Below are 23,827 nucleotides of genomic sequence, written 5' to 3' on the forward strand. Positions count from 1 at the left end.
GTGCAGGAGCAGGAACGTCATGCCGGACCTGATCCGGTCCAGTATCCAGCTCCGCAGCACCTGGGTTCCGGCCTGCGCCGGAACGACGAGAGCGCCTTGTTAGGGGCGAACATAAGTTCGCCCCTGCGTCGTGGGAATCAGTTCAAGGCAACCACCAGTACCGACTTGGCCGGCACTTCGAGAGTCAGGCTTCCGGTATTCGCCTTGGCCCGATAACCCGCAGGCTTAATAGCTTGCGGTTTTGCGAAGGTATTGTGTGCATCCATTTGATTGGCGGTCAGCAACTGGCCTTCCGCTTCCTTAACTTCCTCGCCCTTGACGCGCACCGCTACCTGTTGGGCGGAGTCCGGGTTCAGGTTGACCAGGGAGAGGTAGAGGCGCCCGTCCTTGCCGCGGGCAGCGGAGGCGCTGATGGCGGGGACGGTAACGTCACCGTGGCTATAGCTCAGCGGATTCTCGATCTCCAGTGGCAGCGCGGTGGCATCCTGGAAAACCTTGTACATGCCGAAGGTATGGTAGGTGGGCGTCAGCACCATTTGTTCGCCTTCCGTGAGAATCATGGCCTGAAGCACATTCACCATCTGTGCGATGTTGGTCATGGTCACCCGGTCAGCGTGGTCGTGGAAAATATTGAAGTTGAGCGCTGCCACCAATGCGTCGCGCAGGGTGTTCTGCTGGTACAGGAAGCCGGGCTCGCGTCCCTTCTCCGGGTTGTACCAAGTGCCCCATTCGTCCACATAGAAGTCCAGTTTTTTCTCCGGATCGTTCTTGTCCAATACCTTTTTGTTTTTGCGGATAAATTCATCCATGCGCAGTGTCTGCCACAGGGTGGAGATCCACATGTCTTCACCGAAACCGGTGGATTCGCCCTTATCGTTCCAATTGCCGGTGGGCAGTGTGTAGAAGTGGTGGCTGATACCGCTCGCATCGCGGATATTCGCGCTCAGCACTTCGGTCCAGTCTGTGCGGACGTCAGTGCCGCCGCTGGCAACCAGTTTCGGGCGCGTTCCGTGGGGGCTTTTGAGGAAGGTGGCGTAGTGGTTGTAGAGATCGGCGTAGTACTCTGGACGCATATTGCCGCCGCAACCCCAAGCCTCGTTGCCGACACCGAAGTAGGCGACTTTCCACGGCTTGTCGCGGCCGTTTTTGCGGCGCTCTTCCACTACAGCCGAATTGCTGTCACCGGTCATGTATTCCAGCCACTCGGCCATCTCACGCGGTGTGCCGGTGCCCAGGTTGCCGTTGACATAAGCTTCGGCGCCGAGCAGTTCCACCAGCTCGAAAAATTCGTGAGTGCCGAAGGCATTATCTTCGGGTACGCCGCCCCAGTGGGTGTTGACTCGCACGGGGCGCTGGTCCCGCGGACCTATGCCATCGCGCCAGCGGTACTCGTCGGCGAAGCAGCCGCCTGGCCAGCGCACCAGTGGCACCTTGATGTCCCGCAGTGCTTCGATCACATCGGTGCGGAAGCCGCGGATGTTTTCGATTTCCGAATCTTCACCCACCCAGATGCCCTCGTAGATACCGCGCCCCAGGTGTTCAGCGAACTGGCCGTAGATGTCCCGGTGGATGCGCGGGCCCGGCTGTGTACTATCGATTTCAATCCGGCTGATTTCCGCCGCAGACAGCGGCAGTGACAAACTGCAGGCGGCGAGTGCCAACCATCTTCTTATTGACGCTTTCATGGGTTTCCTCTCTATCATTTATTGGATTATTGATAAAAAAAAGGTGGTATACATCTATGATGCAACCACCCAAGCCCGATAACAACAGGCGCACGCAATACAACTTTTCCTGCAGAAAGCAGCCACTCTTCCTGTAGGAGCGGCCGCTGGCCGCGATCGATTCGGAATCATTTCCCAAGATCTATCGCGCCCATGGGCGGATGGCCGCCCCGCCGCTCCTACAGCATGTTGGTCATAACCGTACCGGTATCCGCCGCAGCTGGAATTTCTGGCAATCATTTTCCTGCCCGGGAGCCTGGGCCAGCTCCGTGCCTTCGGCCAGGCCGCAGTGGGCCAGGTCGAGACTGAGTTTACTCTCGCGGTTGATGATATTGAGGCTGCCGTCCGCCAGCGCCTCCAGCCGCCACTGGCTGCTGGGGGAATCGCAGCTGCCGAGGACTGCACCGGCACCCGGCACTACCGCGTTGTTTTCTATCGTCATGCATCGATCGCCAGCGCGGATATGCAGGAAACCGTCATCGGCGGTGGTGAAGTCCCAGCGCTGGCAGGCGTCACCGCGCCAGGCTCCCTGATCTATGGTTTCGCCACAACTCTGCAACATCCGGCCACTCTGTACGCTGGCGATAGCCACGGTTTCCGCCGGACGCAGGGACCAGCGGGTACAATCACCCTCGCAACCCCGGGCCGCCAGAGGCTCGCCGGTTTGCATATTGGCCACACCCACCCAGCCGTCTTCCCCCTGACTCAATTGCCAGCGCTGAGCGCCGCTGTTGATCCAGGGAGCCAGTTCGCCCTCGGCGCCGAGGAATTGGCCGCTGGCGGCGTGGGCCAGGCGGTAGGCGCCGTCGGCAGTGTTGTCGAGCACCCAGTAGCTGCTCTCTTCCGCACAACTGCCCAGTCCGGTGCCAGCGAGACAGCGGCCATCCGCACCGGCGAGCTGCCAGCGGGCGCCCTGCAGTTGGACGGTCAGTGGGCCGTTTTCGCCGGAGGGCAGCAACTGCGGTTCGCCTTCGGGGACCGGCTCGCCGAAATTCGGGGTGCCGTCCGGGCTCCAGGTGAACTTCTGTGCGCGTACCGAGCGGGTAGCGCTGCAGCCGTCTGTCTCTTTGGAATTACCGTGGTAGACGATCCAGTCCTCGCTGCCGTCGGGAGATTTGAAAAAGCCGTTGTGACCGGGACCGAAGACGCCGTTGCCGCGCTGGAATACCGGCTCCGGGTACTTGGTCCAGTGTTCCGGATTCATCGGATCGTCGCCGGTAAGCTCCTTCATGGCCAGCTTGTAGTCCGGGGTATTGCAGAAGCTGGCGGAATAGACGAGGAAAGTGCGGCCGTCCTTTTTGAGGATTTCCGCCCCTTCGTTTACCTTGCGCCCGCTCTTTTCCCAATCCTCTTCCGGGCGCGTAAGCACCACCCGCGGACCTTCGATGGTCCAGGGATTGGTCATTTTGGAGATCCAGTTGAGCTGCTCGTCTCCCACCCATTCGGACCACAGCAGGTAGAGTTCGCCGTTATGCTCGAGATAGGAACCGTCGATGTTCCAGGTATCCGGCATCGGCGAACCCTTGTAGACGTAAGGTCCCATGGGATCGTCGCCGACACTCTCCAGTACCGAGAGATGCTGGTGATCCAGGGTGCCGTGCTGGCCGGAGGTGTACATCAGGTACCAACGCGTGCCGGAGGGACCGTTTAAACGATGGAACTCGAACGCCCAAAAATTACAGCAGCGGGACGGATCGGTATCGGACCAGATATTGACCGGCGCCGCAGTAGCCAAGCCATCCAGGGTGGGCGACTTGCGCATCACCAGTTGGGAGGTCCAGGTGGTGGTGGTGAGATAGTAGTTGCCGTCGTAGTACTCCAGCCAGGGATCGGCGCCATTGCTGAACAGGGGGTTGGCGAATGTGCCTTGGGGAGCTGCAAATACTTGCGGCTTGGATTCCGAGACAGCCGGCCTGGATTCGTCGACAGGCGGCTGGCAGGCGGCCAGGATACTTATTGCGAGACACACGAACAGGTGGCGGGACCGCGGACTTGTTATCGTTTCTATCACTTTTTCACCTCAAGTACTTCAGCACCGTTTGCGTCTCTCAATACGCAATAATACGCAATTGCCCTGTAGGATCCTGCTTGCAGGCGAAAATTGCAGGTTTCTTTTCTGGCAATTCATTCGCCTGTAAGCAGGCTCCTACAAGGACTATTTAGCATCGTAGGATGGGCAAAGCGGAGCGTGCCCATCCTACAAAATACAATTAATTTTTCGCCAAACCCGCAGCCGGGAATTTCATTACAAAACCACCGAGACCAAGCATATTCAGGGAAACCGCACCGCCGGTCTCCACTTCGCTGCGGCTGAACGAACGAGGGTTGTCGCCATCGGTAATCAGTTCACCGGTGCGAGCACCGATAAACGACAGATCCATGGTCAGCTGTTGTTCCTCCGGCTCGCCGTTGATGCCGGCCAGGTACCAGGTGTCGCCCGCGCGGCGGGCAACGACTGCAAATTTTCCCGGGTAGCCGGCCACAAAACGGCTCTCGTCCCAAGAGACCGGCACCGCTCGCATATAATCGCGCACGTATTCAGGTACCGCGGCCATACCCTCGTCTGTCTCGGCAATATGCTGCAGGCCTGACAGGAAGAGTACCGGCAGCGCCAGCTCGAAACCGTTGCTGGTGCGGCGTTCAATATTGGGAATTTCCGAAAAAGCCGTCGGGGTAAAATCCATAGGATCGAAAGCGTTGCGGGTAAAGGGCAGCATGGCCATATGCGCCGCCGCCAGATCCGCAGATTTCTGCATAAAGGTGATCATCTCGAAGCCGTGCACCGCTTCCGATGTCATCATGTTGGGGAAAGTCCTCTGCAATCCGCGCGGCAATGTGGCGCCGTGGAAATTCACCAGCAACTGGAAATCCGCCGCATCCTCCAACAGCTCGCGGTAGTAGGCCACCATCGACTGGCCGTCGCCGGCGAAGAAATCGATCTTCACCCCGGCGATGCCCATTTTTTGCAGGCGCGCGAACTCCGCGCGGCGTTTGTCGCGCTCCAGCAGTGCGCCCTTGGGCGAATATTCGGTCTTGTTCCAGTCGCCCGAGGAGTTGTACCAGAGCAGCAGACGAACATTTTTCTGCGCGGCATAGTCCGCCAGTTCGGCAATTTTTTCATAGCCGATATTGCGATCCCAGTCCGCGTCCACCAGCGTATAGGGCCAGCTCATCTCCGCGGCATAGTCGATAAAAACCTTCTGCGTCTGGTAATTGACCGAGGCATCCTTGAGCAGTGCCCAGCTCCAGGTCACCAGACCAGGATCTACCCAATCCATTTCGGCGACGGCTGGCTCCGCCAGGTCGGTGCCCAGGGTGGATTCCACCAGAGTGGACAGCTCGCCTATGGCGATAAAACGCCAGGGGGAGTGAAACGGCAGTGTGGACTGCGCTTTGAGCGCACCGTCGGTAAACACTTCCGCATCCATCGGGTAGCCGATACGGTATTCGCCGTCGGAGGATTCAGCCTGCAGGCGGGATGCGTGGTAGTTTCCATCCATGCCCGCCTCGCTGATCAGCGCCCAACCACCCGGCGTGTGGAAGAGCGCGGGGAAGACCCAGCCGGCGGGGGACGGTGAAGTCTCGCCGACGTCGATGCCGATCTGGTAGTGCTCTTCGTAGGAGGGGTTGGTGTTCGCCCAGCCGGTCTGCGCCTCGGCCATCGGTTGCAACCAGGCTTTACTGCCGGTGGGAAATGCGAAGCTGGTGAGTTCCCCTTCAACTACTTTTATCTTGTCGGACTGGCCGGGGAAGCGGTACTGGAAAGCCACACCGTCGTCGGAGACGCGAAAGGCAATTTGCAGTTCCGCGCCCCCGGCGTTGCGGAAACTGAACACCTGCTCATTGGCTGTGTAGGAAATCTGTCGGCGCTTGCCGTGCAGCATGGTGTAGTCGTCGCTGATCACAGTGGGTGCGCCGGCGGATTCCATCATCAATCCAGAGCTCAGGTCGACACCGTCCAGCACCACGCCCAGTTGCGAGGGTTTCAGCACTACTCCGTCGTTACGTTCTATCCGGTACAGCGGCCGCCCCGCTTCGTTCAACTCCAGGGTAACCGCCAAGCTGCCGTCAGGGCTGTGCAGAGAGTACTGCTGTTCCGCACCGCAGGCGGATAACAACAGCAATACGCTGATTAACAGAATTCTCTTCATCGATATCACCAAAATATTATTCTGATATGGCCCGGCCATCCGTGGCGAGTCGTCCATTTTTGTCCATCCTGTGAGAGAACAAAAACCTTTATTTCACTGGCTCCACACCCTCGGAGGTCATTATCACCCGCTTAATGGTGCCGTCCGGGTTGTAGTGCAGATCGTCGATACATACGGAACGGCGGAAGCTGCCGCCCTCAGGGGTGCCACCGTTGTGATAGATAAAGAAGGAGCGCCCCTTGTAATCGATAACCGATTGGTGGTTGGTATTGGAGTTGCCCGCCAGCTCGTTGAGAATGCCCTTGTATTCCCAGGGACCTTCAATGGATTTGCTCATGGCATAGGCGATCTTTTCCGGGAAGCCGGTGGCGTAGCTCAGGTAGTAGTAGTCGCCGTGCTTGTGCGCATAGAGCGCCTCGGTGAAATCCGGCAGGTCCAGGCTGTGGATGGGCCCGTCCAGCTCAACCATATTGTCCTTGAGCTTGGCGTAGCGGGGCTTGGTATTACCCCAGAAGAGATAGGCCTGGCCGTTGTCGTCGATAAATACTGCCGGGTCCAGGTCGTCCCAGCTGATTTCGGTATCGGTGGTCATATCGTTGGTGATCAGCGCCTTGCCCAGGGCGTCCTTGAAGGGACCGGTGGGGCTGTCGGACACCGCAACGCCGATGGCGAAGCCGTCGATGGTGGCGTGGCTGACGGTCACATACCAGTAGAACTTCCCGTCCTTTTCCACTACATGGCCGGCCCAGGCATCTTTCTTGGCCCATTTGAAGTCGTCGACGGAAAGCGGCGAGCCGTGCTCCTTCCAGTTCACCATATCGGTGGAGGAGAACACCAGCCACTTGTTCATCTTGTAGAAATCTTTGTTGTCCTTCGCCTCGTCGTGACCGGTATAGAGGTACACGGTGTCGTCGTGCACCAGCGCGGCGGGATCGGCGGTGAGTACGTGGGTGATCGCCGGGTTGGCAGCCTGGACAAAAGCCGAAAGCAGCGCAGAACCTGCCGCTCCCATTAACTTCGCAAAACTCGTTCTTTTCATCGCGTAATTTCTCTGCTCTTCAACCTCGGGACAGGCATTGTAGGAGCGGGCCATGCCCGCGATCAGGTTCGCGGGCATGGCCCGCTCCTACACAGCAATATCAATACAGCAATATCAATACAGCAATATCAATCGCCCTTTTCCTGGCGAAAATCCGGCATGCCGTTTTTATCCCAGTGCAGCACCCGGACACGGGTGTGGCGGTTGGGATCGTTCAGGGGGTCGCCCTCAATCTCGCGATAGTCCCGCGCGTGGTACACCATCAGGTCGGTAACACCGTCCTCAGCCACAGTAAAACTGTTGTGACCGGGGCCAAAGCGCTTGACCTCGGGATTGGTGTGGAAGACAGGCTGCGGCGACTTGTGCCAGGCGTCCGGGTCCAGCAGGTCCGCATCCTCGTCGGCCCAGAGCAGGCCCACGGCATAGTTGTGATCGGTGGCGCTGGCGGAGTAGGTGACGAATACACGGCCGTTCTTCTGCAGTACCGCGGCCCCCTCATTGACCTTGTAGCCTACCGTCTCCCAGTCCAGCTCCGGCTTGGTCAGGGTCACCACCGGCTCCTTGATACGGGTGGGGGATTCCATCTCTGCCAGCAGCAGGGCGGAGTTGTAGTTGCTTTCGGGATCAGATTGGGCCCAGAGCAGGTAGCGCTTGCCCTTGTGGGAGAAGCTGGTGGCATCCAGGGAAAAGGTGTCATGCGGTGTGGTGATCCGCCCCATTTCCTCCCAATCGCCCTCGGTGGGCACCGCGGAGGTATTGCGCAGGGCGTACATGCGGATATGCCAGGGGCGCTCCACCTCCCCGGCAGCGAAGTAGATATACCAGGCATCGTCGATCCAGTGCAGTTCCGGGGCCCAGATATGCGCGCCCATCTGGCCGCTGGCGTGCTTGCGCCAAATCACCTCGGCCCGGGCACTGGCCAGGCCCTGGACGGTACGGGAACGGCGCAACTCGATGCGGTCGTATTCCGGCACTGTGGCCACGAAGTAGTAGTAGCCATCCGTATGCCGGACAACCCAGGGGTCCGCCCGCTGGGTTATCAGCGGATTGTCATAGGCCATGGCCTTCCCTGAAACTATGGCCAACAGCAGGCAAAGGAAGGCCGATCGGAGGGCGGAGGCGGTCTTTTGCGGGAGTTGAAATGACATTTTCATCGCCTTGATTATTGTTGTGGCACGTCGGGCAATGCTTGTTGCTGCCTTTCTAACGATATTATTATAATACTATTAGAGTCACAACCCGGAAGTGGCAACTATCCAGCGACTGAAAGAGTCTGTATCTATATATAAGAAGAGAGAGTTTCCTATGCCCCGCTTCCTGTCCTCACTGATCCGCCCCAGCACCGGCGTGCTGTTGAGCGCCCTGCTCTGCGCCTGCGCCCAGGCCGATATCAGCGCCCGAGCTCCGCAAGTCAGTATTCACGACCCGGTGATGACCGAGGAGGGCGACGATTACTACTTATTCAGTACCGGACCGGGAATCACCATCTATCGCTCACCAGACTTTGTGAATTGGACCCCCGCAGGCCGCGTTTTCGCCGGCGAGCCGGACTGGGCCAAAAGTGTGGCTCCCGGCTTCAACGGGCACTTATGGGCACCAGACGTGATCGCCCGGAACGGCCGCTTCTACCTCTACTACTCGGTATCCGCCTTCGGCAAAAACACCTCCGCCATCGGCGTCGCCATCAACAGAACCCTGGACCCGCAATCACCGAATTATCGCTGGGAAGACCAGGGCATCCTGGTGCAGTCGGTACCGGGGCGCGACAACTGGAATGCCATAGACCCCAATATCGTGCTGGATGAAGCGGGCGACGCCTGGATGAGCTTCGGCTCCTTCTGGGACGGGCTCAAGCTGGTAAAGCTCGACGAGAGCTGGACCGCCCTCGCCGAACCCCAGGAGTGGCGCACCATCGCCCGGGCGGAGCGCCCCGCCTTCACCCCTGACGACGAAGCGGCCCCGGCGGAACTGGAAGCTCCGTTTATTTTTCCAAAGAACGGCTACTACTATCTGTTCGTCTCCCGCGGCCTCTGCTGTCGCGGCAACGACAGCACTTACCGCCTGGCGGTGGGTCGTTCCAAATCGGTCACCGGCCCCTACCTGGACAAAGAAGGCGTGGATATGGCCCGGGGTGGTGGCACCCCACTGATCGCCGGCAACCAGCGCTGGCCCGGCCTGGGACACAATAGTGCCTACACCTTCGATGGCAGGGACTATCTGGTGCTGCACGCCTATGAGTCCGCAGACAACGGCCTGCAGAAGCTGAAAATTCTCGACCTGGAATGGGATGAGGAACTGTGGCCGGTGGTGGATGCGGCGCAGTTGGACAGTTATCAAAGCCGGTTGGTGGAATAACCCATCAATCAACCGTAACCACCCTGTAGGAGCGGCCCATGGCCGCGATCAGCGTTAGCTAAAGATTGCTCCGTTGACGGGAAGGTCCAAAAAGCCACCAGCAGCAGGGCCGCCACTTGGCCACGAATTGGACTCGATCGCGGCCATGGGCCGCTCCTACAGCGAGACGCTCTGGAATAGACATAGTTCACCACAACCATGAAAAAAATAATTCTATCGTTCGCACTGTCCACCTTCGCGCTCGCCGGCAATGCCGCAGCGCAAGAGCAACAGGTGCAGATGTTCCCCCTCTCCGACGTCCGCCTGCTGGACAGCCCCTTCAAGCACGCCCAGGAAAAAAACCTAGCCTACATTATGGCCATGGAGCCGGACCGCCTGCTCGCTCCCTTCCTGCGCGAAGCCGGCCTGGAGCCCCGCACGGAAAGCTACGGCAACTGGGAGTCCAGCGGGCTGGACGGTCATATCGGCGGTCACTACCTGTCTGCGCTCAGCCTCGCCTACGCGGCCACCGGCGACAACCAGGCCCATGAGCGCCTGCAATATATGCTGGACGAACTGAAACGCGCACAGGACAAAAATGGCAACGGCTACCTGGGCGGAATACCTGGCGGCGCGGCGATATGGCAACAGATCGCCGAGGGGGAAATTGAGGCGGACCTGTTTACCCTGAATGGAAAATGGGTACCCCTGTATAATATCCACAAGATTTTTTCCGGCCTGCGCGACGCCTACCTGTATACCGACAACCGCCAGGCGCTGGATATGCTGGTGAAACTGTCCGATTGGGGCGTCCAGCTGGTCTCGAAACTTTCCGACAGCCAGGTCCAGCAGATACTCAAAAGCGAACACGGCGGCCTGAACGAAGTCTATGCGGATGTGGCGGCGATCACTGGCAAAAGCAAATACCTGGACGTCGCCCGCCGCCTCTCCCACCGGGAAATTCTCCAACCCCTGGAGCAACGCCGGGATGCATTGACCGGGCTGCACGCCAACACACAGATTCCAAAGGTGATCGGCTACAAGCGCGTGGGGGATCTGGCCGACGACAGCGACTGGCAGGATGCTGCGGAATATTTCTGGCGGGAGGTGGTGGAGCATCGCACCGTGGCCATCGGCGGCAACAGCGTGCGCGAGCACTTCCACGATCGCGGGGATTTTTCCTCAATGGTCAGCGACGTGGAAGGGCCGGAAACTTGTAATACCTACAATATGCTCAAGCTCACCCGCCTGCTCTACCAGACGGACCCGGACACCCGCTATATCCGCTATTACGAGCGGGCGCTGTACAACCATATCCTCTCCTCCCAGAACCCGGACACTGGCGGCCTGGTCTACTTTACCTCCATGCGGCCGCAGCACTACCGCGTCTACTCACAGCCGGACCAGGCCATGTGGTGCTGCGTGGGATCGGGCATCGAGAACCACAGCAAATACGGCGAAATGATTTACGCCCACCGAGGCGACGAGCTGTTCGTCAATCTCTTTATTCCCTCTACCCTGAATTGGAAAGAGAAAGACCTTTCGCTCTCCCAAACCAATCATTTCCCCGATGAAGACACAACCATCATCACCCTGGACAGCGATGCCAGTTTTACCCTGCAAGTACGCCAGCCGGCCTGGGTATCCGGGGCCAGACTGTCGATTAATATCAACGGCAAACCCTTTGCATACAGCGCAAAACCCGGCGGCTATATTCCCATCAGCCGCGAGTGGAAGGCCGGCGACCGCGTGGACATAAAGCTGCCCATGCACCCGCAACTGGAGCAGATGCCGGACGGCTCGGACTACTACGCCCTGCTCTACGGCCCGGTGGTGCTGGCGGCAAAGACCCAGCCCTTTGCCGATGAGAAACTCGATTTCTTCGCCGACGACAGTCGTATGGGACATATCGCCAGCGGGCCGATGTGTTCCCTGGAGGCCGCCCCCCTGTTCGTCAGCGACAGCCACGATTTTCTCGACAAACTACGGCGCCTGCCCGGCTCCCGGCTGCGCTTTGCCGCACCGAAGGAACTCCAAAGCGAAAGCGATGAAAACCTGGAACTGATTCCCTTTTTCCGCCTGCACGAATCCCGCTATATGCTCTACTGGCCCTTCAGCACACCGCAACAGTTGGCGGAACGCCAGCGGAAAAATGCCGAAGCCGACAAAGCGCGATTGACGCTGGAGAAGATGACCATCGACAAGGTGGCCCCCGGCGAGCAGCAGCCGGAATCGGACCACTTCTTTGCCGGGGAAGGTACCGAGGCGGGCGTGCATAAGGGGCGCCACTGGCGCCACGCCAGCGGCTGGTTCAGCTACCAGTTGAAAGATCCGAAGGGCGAGGCATCCACACTACGCATCACCTACTATGGCCTCGACAAAGATCGCAACTTCGATATTTCTCTCAACGGTGTAAAGCTAGCAGACGTTGTTCTGGACGGTAGTGAAGGAGACAAATTTTTCCATGTCGACTATCCGGTGCCGGAGGAAGTGCTGGCAAAAACCGACAAGGGCAATCTTGAATTGCGCTTCGAAGCCCGGAACGGCTCCGTGGCCGGTGGCATCTACGGCGTTCGGTTGCTTCGGCAGTAAGTAGCCGGTAAAGGTTGTTACTTGGGTCGCCGGGACCGCGGAGCTCCAGCTCCGCTTGCGGGCCGCAGGCCCGCCCTGATGGATGACGGAAACGTCGATATTTCCCTGTAGGAGCGGCCGCTGGCCGCGATCGGCCTCCCCTCGTAGTGGAAACTGATCGCGGCCAACGGCCGCTCCTACAGGGAGGGAGTAGTTATACTCAGAAAGTTTTCCACTCAATGGAAACCATCGACCTCAAGCGTAGCCAACCTGGCCCCCAACGCAAGAACTTCCGGGTGTCGCATAAAATCCGTGATATCCCGCGCGCGCTTCGGGCCTATACCCGGCTGCCGCTGCCAGTCGTCAATGCTGCGTTTTGAAAGAGTAGCAAAACTCTCGTCGTGCCAGAATTCCGCAGGCAGAGCAGCCGCCGAAGGCATGCCCAGGGCGACCATCCACTCGCGGAAAGTACGCGCCCTCGCCTGCTGGAAATTCCTCTCCAGCTTACTCGCACGCACATCGCCAATACCCGGCATGTCGGTCAACTCTTGATGTGACAGCTCCGTCCAAGCCAGCAAATCCGACAGCGCGCCCGCCTCCATCAGAGTCCGCCAGCGCCCTTCCCCCATGGCCCGGAAATCCAGTTTTTCTCCGAGCCAAACCGCCCGCGCCAGAAACTGCCCTTTACATTTTACCGTTGGCCGCCAACAGGTCAGCAAGCCGAATTCCCCGGAGTCGGGTACATCCAATGCAGCCCGCTGTGTCGCCGGCAAAACCACATCGAGTATTTTTGGGATCGTCTGCCCGGCCAGCGCGATGCGCAACTGGTCGCCGGGGCGGATATCCCACTGTTTCCAGCGCGCGAAGGAACCGCTGCTCACCCGTCGGATTTCCCGGTCGTCCAGTTGGGTGGGGCGTATCTCCACCACCGGTACTATCCGGCCGGTGCGACCCACCGGAAATTCCACGTCCACCACTTCCGCCAGCGCCGTCTTCGCCGGGTGCTTCCAGGCCGCGGCCCAAAGCGGCGGCTCGGCACGCCAGTGCTCCGCCGCAGGCCGCTGGCCCTGGCGCAACACAATACCGTCGGTAGCAAACGGCAGTGGTTCCCGGTACCAGTGTTCCCGCCAATGGGCGACCTCCTCAACCCCACTCACCCGATGGGTAAAACCCGTGGAGTCATAGCCCATGGCCTTCAGCGCCTGCAAACGCTCCGGTACTGCCGCGGGGCCGCCCGGCCAGTCCCAGACGAACACCGCCAGCCTCTGTGCCTGCTCTTCCGACAGCTCCCTCGATGCCATGGCACCACTCGCCAGCCCGCGCGCATTGGCACTGCCACTTTTCTGGCGATGCCCATCAAAGCGCCAATACAACTCTCCCTGCAGGACCAGTTGCGCACGGGTATCGGAAATCTCGGGCAGGATCGCCGCGATCCTGTGGGCGTGGGATGTCCAGTCCTGCCCGCGATTGCCGTCGCCGCGGCTGATCATCTGCGCCAGCTTGCCGCGACGATACACCAGAGACACCGCCACGCCGTCGACCTTCGGCTGTATCCAGATTTCGTCTCGTGCGGCGAGCCAATTCGCCACCGCATCGCTATCTGCCAACTTCTCCAGGCCGGTCTGTGGAACGGGATGCACCACACTACGTCCCACCACCTGATCGGACGGTGTTACCGTTCGCGCAGATTCCGAAAAGCAGCGGTTCCAATCCGCCAGCTTAGCCCGAGCCTGGTCGTAAACCGAATCGTCGACCAGTGCCTCGTGTCTGAAGTAATAAGCCTCATCCCACTGCAAAATTTTCTGATGAAGCTGATCGATTTCCGCTGCCGCCCGCGAATCTGACCACGATGGACACTCCTGCGATTCTGCGAAAGCGAAGGAAACTGAAAAACATAAGACGGTCGTGCCAATCAGCATTGGTAGGGAGAGACGAGAGAAGAAGCCGGGAAAATTTGAACTGAATATTGAGCGGAATATCTCCATTTCCCTGTACCGATTGTCGGTTGCTGTCCAAGCGTAGAAGGCTACCGCAATCTCGTCTGGCGATAAAGGGCGAAGTTCCATTGTAGGAGCGGCCGCTGGCCGCGACTGGTATCGTCCCGCAACAGGTGTCGCTGATCGCGGCTAATGGCCACTCCTCGGTGCTCCATAGATGCCACCACCTTGTGCAACCGAGAAATATTATAATTTCTTTTTTTCGCCCTAAGCTGTCTGATGGTCAAAGGTTAGGTAATTTATGGAGTACATCAAGGACTTGCAAATTCAGATTATTGGTTATCTTCATCCTGCTTAGATGAATGGTGAGCACCAAGCATTGGATCTAACAAAGCAGAAACCACAATGACTATCACAGCCATAATAAACGCCCCACCTAGAACCATATACAACGATTGAATAAAATCCATCTTTCGTGCAAGAAGAGCAAGCAATCCGAACAACACAAAAAATAAAAAAAAGTAGATAGTGAATCGCCTCTTCAGGAGACGCTTTGTATAATCATTCATATCCATTTAACCGAGTTTATTCTTTCATAATTTTATTTTCGAATTATCCGCTGTAGAAGAAATGAAGTTGGGACGAAAATACCAGCCCGTTCCATCTCAATAATACGTACAATTATTAGCGATAACTCCTTCAAACCATCCCCTTGTGCCAGGATAGTTGTCGCCTCTACTGAACCAAAGAAAGCACTGCCCATCGATATAACACCACACATCGACTAAATTCATTGTGCCTTATAGTCGACTTGAAGTCGTTTCTGCTTCATCTTTCAAATCAGCAACCACCCGCAGAGCGGGTGGTATGATGAAAGCCCCCAGAGGGGGCTATGTTACAGCCCCGTCAGTCTCATCTGCTCCTGACGGCGCTCTTCACTTTCTTGATTCTTGATGTACTCTCGAATCATCTGCTCATCTAAGCCAACCGTGCTAACACAGTAGCCTCTGGCCCAGAAATGCCTACCGGTAAAATTTCTCTTCACCTGCAAGTACTCACGAAATATTCGAATCGCCGACTTGCCCTTCAGAAGCCCTACCGTATGAGCCACGCTGAACTTCGGAGGGATCATTAACAACATGTGGATGTGGTCCCTCATTGCATAACCCTCAACTAGCTCAACTCCCGCTTGGCGGCAAAGATCACGGAATATGGCTCCGATCTCTCTGCGTAAAGTCCCAAATATCGCCTTTTTTCGGTACTTCGGGACAAATACTACGTGATACCTGCAATAATGCTTGACGTGAGCTTGGCTCTGCCAATCTCTCATATGGCCTCCTAATAGAACTTGCCGGTTCATGGGAGGCCATATTCTCTACCCTGCACGACTGAACGGCAGAGCCCTGTCAAGTCTCACCGCCAGAGGCGGTGGTTTACCTATGTGTTAATTATTGGATGTCCTATTGTCGTTCATAGTGCAGCAACTTCGTCCGGCGGAATGTTCGCATCCGTGTCGCGTGACCAGCCCTTGCTGCTCGCCAGTCGCCAACCTGCCTTGAGCATTTTTATAGCCCCTGGCATTAATCGATGCGGGTTTCCCTTTACGCCAATCTTTTTTGTCTTTGAGATCACCACTTTCTTGAACTTCTTGTACATTTCGAGAGCCCTATGAGTATCTCCGACTGTGTTGATTTCACTCATAATTAGAGTTTGATCGCCGGCGTCCCCACCAAAGGCCAAAACGATACTGTCAAAATTGTTGTTTTGATCGGCGATTTTTCTGATCCCGCTGCCATCCCGTAAGGCGATCTCACGTTGAAAAGTTTCTTGACCCATTTTGATAACCAGAAAACTTTGCGCTCGTGTTGGGTTTTCAGATATTACCCTGGCCAGGGGAAGCACTTGAGCAGGGTCCGTAAAGATCAGATTAGGCTCGTTCAAGCCCGACCTAATCTGGACATATTTGTGATCGCCGAGCTGACCGAAAGCCTCCAGCAAATCCAAAAGATCTCCTTCATCAGCAAAAAAATAGCAGCTTTGTCCTGGCATCCTCGCTCCTAATTACACGTTTTCTTCCAAACGCACACGACGGGTTGTTGACTTCTTTCGGCTATGCCGCGAGCTGCAGCTGATTCTCTGGCTTTTAGGTTTCCGGCCGCATCTGTATCGACAGTCTGAACCTGGAAATCGTTTCCATTCGCGTCTTGAGTGCTACCATCCGAGAATCTTGAACCTTTACCGCTTCCGAATTGTGTGGACTCATCTTTGCTTTCTTATTTTTCGATCCGCGAAACTCTAAACTCTAAATATTTTATTATCATACCAATAAAGACATTAACCCAAAAAACAGGAATAAAAACAGCCAGAGCCAAGTACGTTATAAAGGTGTACCCTTCGAGTTCAGAATACCCAATTACTCTATCGGTAAATATAATCTGCCCTACAATTAAAACAAACACCGATGATAAAGCACCTACGGCTAGCATAGAAGGCATATAAAATAAAAACCTGAATGAAGCAATTTTCCTAAAAATCAAAGCTGCTAGCATAGAGATTGCCGCGGACAGAACAATATAATAAATGGTACTTTCAAAGCTCTTATAGAAAAATAGGAATAGAAAATATACCATAGGATTAAAATAAGAAATGAGGACCAATAAAATCATTTTATTATAGGACTGCATGGTTATTCACTCCTCCCCAAGGATTTCAATAGCGACTTATGGAGCGATCCAGGGTGAAAACCTCGAACCTCCTTAAATCTAGGGGCTCTAGATAAAGCGTATCCACAACTAGTGGCACAAAATGGAGCTGTTGACACAACAAACTCTGAGCTCATCAATCTTGCTTCTTCATTAGTGATAATGAATTCTATTACATCTACGTCTCCATCAAAATTGTTAATATATGCATTTGGATCAGCATACTCGTCAGTAAAAATGTCGGAATGTCTCATTCCTATGGCATCGAGCCCATCAGGAAAATATTCTTGCCCTGCAGGGTCGTAAAGTACTTTACCATTACCATATCCATCATCTTCAAGCCACAACGCTGAGTGATCAATTCCTTTTCTCACTGTAAGTAACATAGCATTTATTCTAGTTTCTGACCCTTGGTCAGTTCGTCGACCCGTAACTTCTACTTCCTCCATTTTCTCCTTTTTCGATCTCTCAGGAGGTTGGTAATGGCATTGACTGCTACCCGTTGCCTCACACTGCTCACGAGTCACCTGATTCATGCCTGACGGATCAAGCAAATTAATAGGGTCATTTACAACATAGGCATACCAGTTCAGTCCAGCCGCGTATCCAATCGGGTCCGTCTGCATGAATCGCCCAAGGCCAGGATTGTAGAACCGTGCCTTGTAGTAGTACAGCCCCACATCTTCCAGCCACAGCTGTCCAGTGTACTGGAAGCGGCCGGTATTACCGGATGCTTGATTGCCGTACTCGTCGTAGGCATTGATCGCGTAGTTCCCGCCGGACTGGTTGGTGATGCCGACGATACTGCCCTGGTGGTTCTCGTGAAAGTAGCGCTTGGTGCCGGTCCCAGCGCCTTCGTACCAGACGATAGGATCGTCGATGGCGGGGCCGTGGACATAGCGGCGCAAGACGTTACCGTTTTCATCCACTTCCCCAATCAGGTCACTGCCATCGTAGAGAAAACCTGTGTAGCTCCCGGATTTCTCCACGCTGTGCAGGCGGTTTTCCGCATCGTAGCGCAGTTGGGTGGTACCGCTCGTGTTTGCCTCAATCAGCAGATTATTGGCATTGTAGCTATAGGTCTTGCCGCCGTGGGCCTTCAGGTTGCCGCGGGCATCGTAGGTGATGCTGGTGCCGCCGGCGCTGGTAACCTGATTCAGGGCGTTGTTGCTGTAACCAATATTGGTGCCCACATCCGGGTTGAACTCATAATCCGGATTCTCTATTTCCAGGCCGCGGCCAGCGAGCTGGCCGGCGCGATTATAGGTGAAACTTTCGCCAATATCGTCGTAATCACCACCCCCCACATCGGTGGCCAAATCGGTAAGGCGAGAGACGCCGTCATAGTCGTAGGCGGTGACTACACCGTTGGCGCGCAACAGGCTCCTTCTACGGCCGTAGTTATCGTAGGCGAAACTGGCGATAGTGGTGGAGCCGCTTTCCTTGATTCCTCGCAGGTGGTCGCCGGAGTAGCCGCTTACGGAGTAATCGTAGGTGACGTAGAAGCCGTCCGGCCAAGTGAGGCGGTTGCGTCGGCCGTAGGGGTCGTAGCCGTATCTCACTGTGCCGCGGGCTGTGGTTTCCGAAAGTTTCCGGCCAAGAGCGTTGTACTGGTGAATACTGGCTGTGTTGGCGATACCTTCGGTGGTGTTGGTGTGCTCCGTGACCTGGCCGAAGTTGTTATAGGTAAAGGTTTCTGCGATGGCGCCGGTCTTGGTCTCCACTCTACCCAGTGCATCGTGAGAGAAGTTGACAGTCTGTCCATCGCGCAAACGTATACTACTTACTTTGGCACCACTGTAGTTTGTTTGAAGATAATCGGTACTGCTCTCGGTACTACCATTGCCCGGCTGGGGATAGACGGTTTTCCATGGGCGGTTGAAACTATCGTATTTATAGAATGTAGTATTGCCACGGCCGTCCTGTACAGATGCCAGCAGGCCATTGTCGGCTCGGTAGTTGTTGACGCGATCGTCGCGCTGGTTGGCGGTGCCGTAGGCGCTGGTGATCTTGGTAACCGCACCGGTTGCGTCATAGGTGTATTTGGTAATGCGGTCGTTGCCGTCCGGACCGGCAGTTGCCAGTTCACAAGCCGACGCCGGCAAGCTGCTAAAGGTGTTGGGATTGAGGCGTTGAGCCACGCACTCCAAACGCAGTTGGTCGTCGTAGCTTTTCTGCACCACCCTTTCCAGGACGCCGTCGATGTATATCTTCTCCGCCACGGGCAAGCCCGCGTCCGCGATACTGTATTGGGTATCCATCTGGGATTGGACAACCATACCGTTGACGGCAGAGAGAGAGATACTGCTGACAACCCCGTTTCTGACCGAGGTGACGTCGCCGACGGCGTTGTAATAGGTGCGCTTTGCCGGCCGCGGCATTGGGCCGGAGCCATCCGGGTCCACTCCGATTTCCGCGATGGGACGGCGCAACTTATCGTAGTAATAATAAACCCGGTCATACGTGCCCGGGCGGGGCCCATCCACCCATCTGACATTGCCGTAGATATCGTAACCCGTAGTGGTGGTCAACGAGATGGAGCCATCGCCCAGTTTCAGGGTTTTTGAAGTGGGCAGCACATTGTTGTGGTTGTACCCGATGATCGTGAGTTGCTCGTCCACCGTGCCCACGCAGGAGTCGAGGCTCATACTCATGCACTTTGAGATCTCGGTCAGCCTCCATACAGGGGTACTGTTGACCAGGGTTCCGCTACTGTTCAGCACCTTGGGAGTGATCTGTTCGTATTTGTAGCGGGTCTGGGCGCGCACTCCGGCCACCGCAGGTTTGGTAACCGTGGCCACCTTGCCACTTTGGGCGTGGTAGGTGTAGGTGGTGGTAACGCCATTCTGGTCGGTGACGGTAAGCGGCTTATTGCAGGTTTTGATATTACTGCAGCTTGCCGGGTAGGTGGCTTTGGCCTTGACGATCGGGCTGCCGCCGTTTTTCGGGTATTCGCGGATTTCGGTGATGTTTCCGCGGGTGTCGTAGTCATAATCGGTATAACTGCCGTCCGGGTTGACGACGGTATCTATATAATTATTCCACTCATCCGTATAGGTATAAGTGTTTTCACGCCCCAAATTGTCTATGTATGTACCTAGGGAAGCATGGCCCAAAAAACCGTACTCACCATCCGGACCTTTTGGACGTGCTGCTGGTGAGTATAAAAAACTGTAATCACCTATACGTTTTAACAATAGTTTGTTGGTTATAGAAGTTTCCGTACAAGATCCGTTGTAACATGCATAACCACCAAAAGAGTAACCTTCCTGTACGCCCAGAGCATTTGTATATCCTTCGTTATTCGGGCTTCCGTACATATAAAAATAAGTATGCGAATCTTTATTGCCGAGTGCATCTTCAACAGAGCTAGTAATACTATGTCCCCATTCTGAAGCATCAGCACTGGATGGCATCATTATAGTATGAGAGCCTTCCAATTTTGACGTCGGCCAGGGGTTATTCAGACCATCGCAGTTTGAAGCGCTTGGTTCACACAATTCAACAGAAGTATTGATCGCTTTTACTGATCTGGCCGACGTTACAGTAAGATTAGTTGCTGTTCCACTTGTAGATCTTTCTTCTGACTTTGAACCAAAGCTATACTTCACCATCCAACCGAGCGAGCTATACACGGCACTGGGTAACGTTCCGAAATAGCCAGCTACAGTCTGGTAGACCATGCTGATTATTTCGCCATCCGGCTTGACCACTTTTGTCTGTAGGCCGATATTTTCCTCTTGAAGTCTGTTCGTGGGGTTTTTATATCCATTGGTAATGGTGGTATCGAAAGTTGCCGTTGTTCCATCCTGAATCACGTAGGCGCAAAGAGTTCCGGAACAGCTAAAACTGGTCCCTGTTCCTTTCACATTCACATACCCATCACCGCTCTGCTGGAAGATATCGGACCGTCCCAGGCTATCAACCTTTGTATACGTTCCTACAGGCAGGCCGACAATGTAGACAGGCTTGTGATAAGTCTGTAAAACCTCCAGCTTGGTCAATGTACCCGTATGTTGATCGTGTAAGAATCTTTGCCGGCCTGGGTTGCGGCTTATTCCACTTCCTTCCGTACCGATACTTACATGCATGCCTCCTATCCCGGGTTTCATACTGAACATGTCGATCCCATGGGAATCGACAACAGATTGCACCGGGGGAGGCGCCAGGGCTTCGGTTACACCTTGATCGGGACTGGTCTCTGCTTTTGCTGTCACAGATAAAACGAAAAATATAAGCAGAAAATACAATCTGTTGTTACATGAAATCTTATTCATCGAACTTCCTTATTTTCGATTATTCGCTCACACTTTTGTTTGTTCTATTGTCAGATTTGTCATACTGGTAATTGGCTGTCTTACCGTCAGTGCCGACAACCTTAACCAGGCGCCCCAGCTCATCATAGCGGTAACTCACTAAGCCACCAGGTTCTTTGATGGTTAAGGTAAAACTTTTATTCACGCTAGCCGTGCCGTCGTTAACTGTAAGAGTTACAGTGGCACTGCCGGACTTATATCTGACTGGAGTTAGTATGATCCGTTTGCCACCGGAGTGACTGGCAAGCTGTATCTGATTATTGGGGAGCAGGGTTGTGTTGCTGGAACTGGCTGATACCTGCAAGGAACTGAGCGAGGTTTCCACATCAGAAATGGCAACGATTAATTCCACCGTGGTATTCATGTTCGTGGTCTTATCTGAAATCACCCCTATAACCGGAACGTCGTTGACCGGATTAACCGTGAGCAGGAAGGAGTCGCTGGCGCTCTTGCTGCCGTCAGAAACGGTAATGATGACAGTCGCGCTGCCACTTTTATTAGCGACGGGCTTTAGCGTTACCGTTCTGCTGCCACCAGAACCGCCGAAGGTAATTCTGCTGATCGGCAGGAGCGCGGTGTTGCTGGAGGTGGCGGATAGCGTGAGGGAGCCGTTCGCAGTTTCCACATCAGACACGCTGAAAGAGATCGTTTTGGAACCATCTTCATTGATGGCCTGATTGGCGATATTACTGATGGTCGGCGTATCGTTGACTGCGTTGACTGTCAGGATAAAGCTGTCCTGCACCGTTTTTTCGCCATCGGAAACGCTGATGGTAATAGTTGTGCTACCACTCTTGTTTGCCGCTGGTTTGAGAGTAACAGTCCTGCTGCCACCGGAACCACCAAAAGTGATGTTGCCGCTGGGCAGGAGTGTGGTGTTGCTGGAACTTTTGGACAGGCTCAGCTGCCCCGCGGGTGTTTCCCTGTCCGAGATACTGAAAGAAACTGTCTTGGTGCCATCTTCGTTGATATTTTGATTGGCGATATTGCTAATGGTGGGAGCCTGGTTCGTTAAAGAAACCGTTGCGCTAGCTGTCTTGGTCACATATCTATAGCTCCCCTGCTCGTACTGCAATTCCACCCACTCCAGAGTAAATCTGGTGGTACCCGTTCTAACCGTGGCAACAGTTTCGTAGGGTATTGCCTGCCCGCTTCCATCAGTGAAGGTGGTATCGGATAGGGTTGCACCGTTAGTGGCACTAAGAGTGCACTGGTGGGTGACGGACCAGCAAGACCCACTCAGCGTCACCTGGCCAGTAACAGAGCACACGCCACCATCACATCCCCAACTCGGCGTCACGCCACTTGCGCTAATGTCAGAGGCTCTGGCCACTGCAGCGCATAACCCAAACGCTATTAAAATTATTCCCCGGACAGACAACAGCGTGAAATTTTTGTTTTTCTTCCTAGGCCTCATAAAAAATTCCTTGGCACATACTATATTTAAGGTACGGTACTACGATACAAATGGAAGGAGTGTTTTGTCAATCGGTAGGGTGTCATGTTGACGTGGCACGGACTGAGCCAGAGATCAGAAGAGGTATAATATTTTTTCGCCTGCAGGCAGGCTCCTACGATTTTTCCTTCTGAGTAGTGAATAAAAAGAGCAACCACCAATAGCGATTGCTCTCCTTTTTCTTTAACGCATTACTTCAATTCAGGGCTTGCGGAAATACCACTCCTGGTTGCTCCTGCCTGTCTCGGACCACTGGATAACATTGGCACCCTCGGACTGGCTCTTGCTGCTCACGTCCAGCACATGGCCGCTCAGGCGTGAGCGGATAAGGAAATAGCCGGCGCCGACTCTTTCCAGCTGCCACTGCTGGCCTTCACCACCCCAATAATCCCACTGGGCGATATTGGCACCGGCATCCATGGAGACCTCCCATACATCCAGGCTTTTGGCGCTGCGGTCATTGATCAGGCTGTAGTAGCCGTTGCCCAGGTCGCTCAGCCGCCAGCGCTGGCCCGCGGAGCCGGCATAGCTGCCCTGTTCAACATTGGCGCCGTTGTCTGTGGAGTTGTTTGCCACCGCGAGCGCCTTGCCGCTGTGCCGCGCCTCGATGATATAGGTGCCGTCGGTGGGCGGGCCGGCGACTGAAGGGCAATTTCCGGGGGTAAAGTCCCGGGACAGGACCGGCCAGTCGGCGGAATAGGTCAGGCTGAGGATATCCAGCTTGGCGGCGCCGCCGTCAGTGGCGTCGTAGTAGTGGGTGGACACGTAGCTGCAGCTGCCTTCCTGCAGCAGGCCGATATGCCCTGGCCCGTGATACTTGCCATCATGGTTGGGCAATATGGTGCGCCAGCCGCTGTAAGGCCCGGTAACACTGGTCGAGCGGCCGACTTCTATGTAGTAGGTGCTGTCCAGCCCGTCGCAACAGACTCCCCGGTTTACGAAGAGGTAGTAATAGTTACCGTTTTTGGTGATGTAGGGTGCCTCGATACTCTGGTGGCCGCCGCCGTAGAGGTGCGTCACGCCACCGATGGTCTTTCCGGTGGAGGGATTGATTTCGATAATCCCGATGCCGCCGTGCCAGGAGCCGTAGGACATGTAGACCCTGCCGTCGTTATTCCGGAACAGCGCCGGGTCGATGGCGTTTATCTCGTCCATCCCCCCATTGGAGCTGATCACCATACCCAGGTCCTGCCAGTTGGGGTTGTTCAGCGACGGCGTACGCACTACACCGATCGCCGAACGCGAGGAACCGAATGTGGACACCGAATAGTAGAGATAGTAATAGCCGTTCATGTGAATGACATCCGGCGCCCAGAATTCGCCGTCGAAATCGGGCACTGCACTGTCGATCCAGGATGGCCAGCTGTTGAGAGGAAACACTGTCTGGGGACCGGGAGTCCACTCCACCAGGTTCTGGGAAGTGGAGTACCAGATACCGTCACCGGTGGTGAAGTGGTAGTAGGTGCTGTCATCTTTGACCAGGGCCGCGGGATCGTGGGAGTTATCCAAGCCGGTAAGCTCCAGCGCCATTGCCTGGAAACTCAGGCAAAGGGGAAGTAACACACGGATTAAAGTGCGCAGCATCATTGCTTTTACC

14 protein-coding genes are annotated in these 23,827 nt (G+C 55.5%); 2 read left to right on the forward strand and 12 right to left on the reverse strand.

Translation table 11 applies throughout. From position 1 onward, the window contains the following. Positions 1 to 137 precede the first annotated feature (137 nt). The 5 genes from PP263_RS08425 to PP263_RS08445 form a co-directional block, all read right to left on the reverse strand. Entirely contained in the window at positions 138 to 1,685 is a 1,548-nt protein-coding gene (locus tag PP263_RS08425; RefSeq protein WP_308367957.1) for an alpha-L-arabinofuranosidase C-terminal domain-containing protein, read from the reverse strand. A gap of 232 nt (positions 1,686 to 1,917) precedes the next feature. Then, positions 1,918 to 3,735 carry a family 43 glycosylhydrolase gene (locus PP263_RS08430; RefSeq protein WP_308367958.1) on the reverse strand — a complete coding sequence of 606 codons (1,818 nt, stop codon included), beginning with the start codon at positions 3,733 to 3,735 and terminating at the stop codon, positions 1,918 to 1,920. Between the two features lie 199 nt (positions 3,736 to 3,934). Then, positions 3,935 to 5,875: a glycoside hydrolase family 97 catalytic domain-containing protein gene (locus PP263_RS08435; protein WP_308367959.1), complete on the reverse strand. Its 1,941-nt coding sequence runs from the start codon at positions 5,873 to 5,875 to the stop codon at positions 3,935 to 3,937. 88 nt (positions 5,876 to 5,963) lie between these two features. Beyond that, positions 5,964 to 6,992 (reverse strand): glycoside hydrolase family 43 protein, encoded by a 1,029-nt coding sequence (locus PP263_RS08440; RefSeq protein WP_308367960.1) that lies wholly within the window; start codon positions 6,990 to 6,992, stop codon positions 5,964 to 5,966. Positions 6,993 to 7,042: 50 nt separating this feature from the next. Next, entirely contained in the window at positions 7,043 to 8,062 is a 1,020-nt protein-coding gene (locus PP263_RS08445) for a glycoside hydrolase family 43 protein (RefSeq protein WP_308367961.1), read from the reverse strand. A gap of 157 nt (positions 8,063 to 8,219) precedes the next feature. Here PP263_RS08445 and PP263_RS08450 point away from each other — a divergent pair, with 157 nt between their 5' ends. After that, entirely contained in the window at positions 8,220 to 9,269 is a 1,050-nt protein-coding gene (locus tag PP263_RS08450; RefSeq protein ID WP_308367962.1) for an arabinan endo-1,5-alpha-L-arabinosidase, read from the forward strand. Between the two features lie 198 nt (positions 9,270 to 9,467). Further along, positions 9,468 to 11,840, forward strand: coding sequence for a glycoside hydrolase family 127 protein (locus PP263_RS08455; protein WP_308367963.1), 2,373 nt, complete (start codon positions 9,468 to 9,470; stop codon positions 11,838 to 11,840). Between the two features lie 215 nt (positions 11,841 to 12,055). On the opposite strand, the gene ligB is transcribed toward PP263_RS08455, so the two are convergent. The 7 genes from ligB to PP263_RS08490 all read right to left on the reverse strand — a co-directional run bounded on the left by ligB (position 12,056) and on the right by PP263_RS08490 (position 23,817). Next, positions 12,056 to 13,885, reverse strand: coding sequence for an NAD-dependent DNA ligase LigB (gene ligB, locus PP263_RS08460; protein ID WP_308367964.1), 1,830 nt, complete (start codon positions 13,883 to 13,885; stop codon positions 12,056 to 12,058). A gap of 203 nt (positions 13,886 to 14,088) precedes the next feature. Then, positions 14,089 to 14,325 (reverse strand): hypothetical protein, encoded by a 237-nt coding sequence (locus PP263_RS08465; RefSeq protein WP_308367965.1) that lies wholly within the window; start codon positions 14,323 to 14,325, stop codon positions 14,089 to 14,091. 326 nt (positions 14,326 to 14,651) lie between these two features. Then, positions 14,652 to 15,086 (reverse strand): IS200/IS605 family transposase, encoded by a 435-nt coding sequence (gene tnpA, locus PP263_RS08470; RefSeq protein WP_308365546.1) that lies wholly within the window; start codon positions 15,084 to 15,086, stop codon positions 14,652 to 14,654. Between the two features lie 140 nt (positions 15,087 to 15,226). Beyond that, on the reverse strand, positions 15,227 to 15,805 hold the full coding sequence (locus tag PP263_RS08475; RefSeq protein WP_308367966.1) for a hypothetical protein: 579 nt from the start codon (positions 15,803 to 15,805) through the stop codon (positions 15,227 to 15,229). Between the two features lie 637 nt (positions 15,806 to 16,442). Next, positions 16,443 to 20,735: an RHS repeat-associated core domain-containing protein gene (locus PP263_RS08480; RefSeq protein WP_308367967.1), complete on the reverse strand. Its 4,293-nt coding sequence runs from the start codon at positions 20,733 to 20,735 to the stop codon at positions 16,443 to 16,445. A gap of 19 nt (positions 20,736 to 20,754) precedes the next feature. Then, positions 20,755 to 21,819 carry an Ig-like domain-containing protein gene (locus tag PP263_RS08485; protein WP_308367968.1) on the reverse strand — a complete coding sequence of 355 codons (1,065 nt, stop codon included), beginning with the start codon at positions 21,817 to 21,819 and terminating at the stop codon, positions 20,755 to 20,757. A 612-nt stretch (positions 21,820 to 22,431) separates the two neighbouring features. Then, complete coding sequence (locus tag PP263_RS08490; RefSeq protein ID WP_308367969.1) at positions 22,432 to 23,817, reverse strand: family 43 glycosylhydrolase; 1,386 nt, start codon at positions 23,815 to 23,817, stop codon at positions 22,432 to 22,434. Positions 23,818 to 23,827 lie beyond the last annotated feature (10 nt).

The organism is Microbulbifer sp. TB1203, from assembly GCF_030997045.1.
GTDB lineage: Bacteria > Pseudomonadota > Gammaproteobacteria > Pseudomonadales > Cellvibrionaceae > Microbulbifer.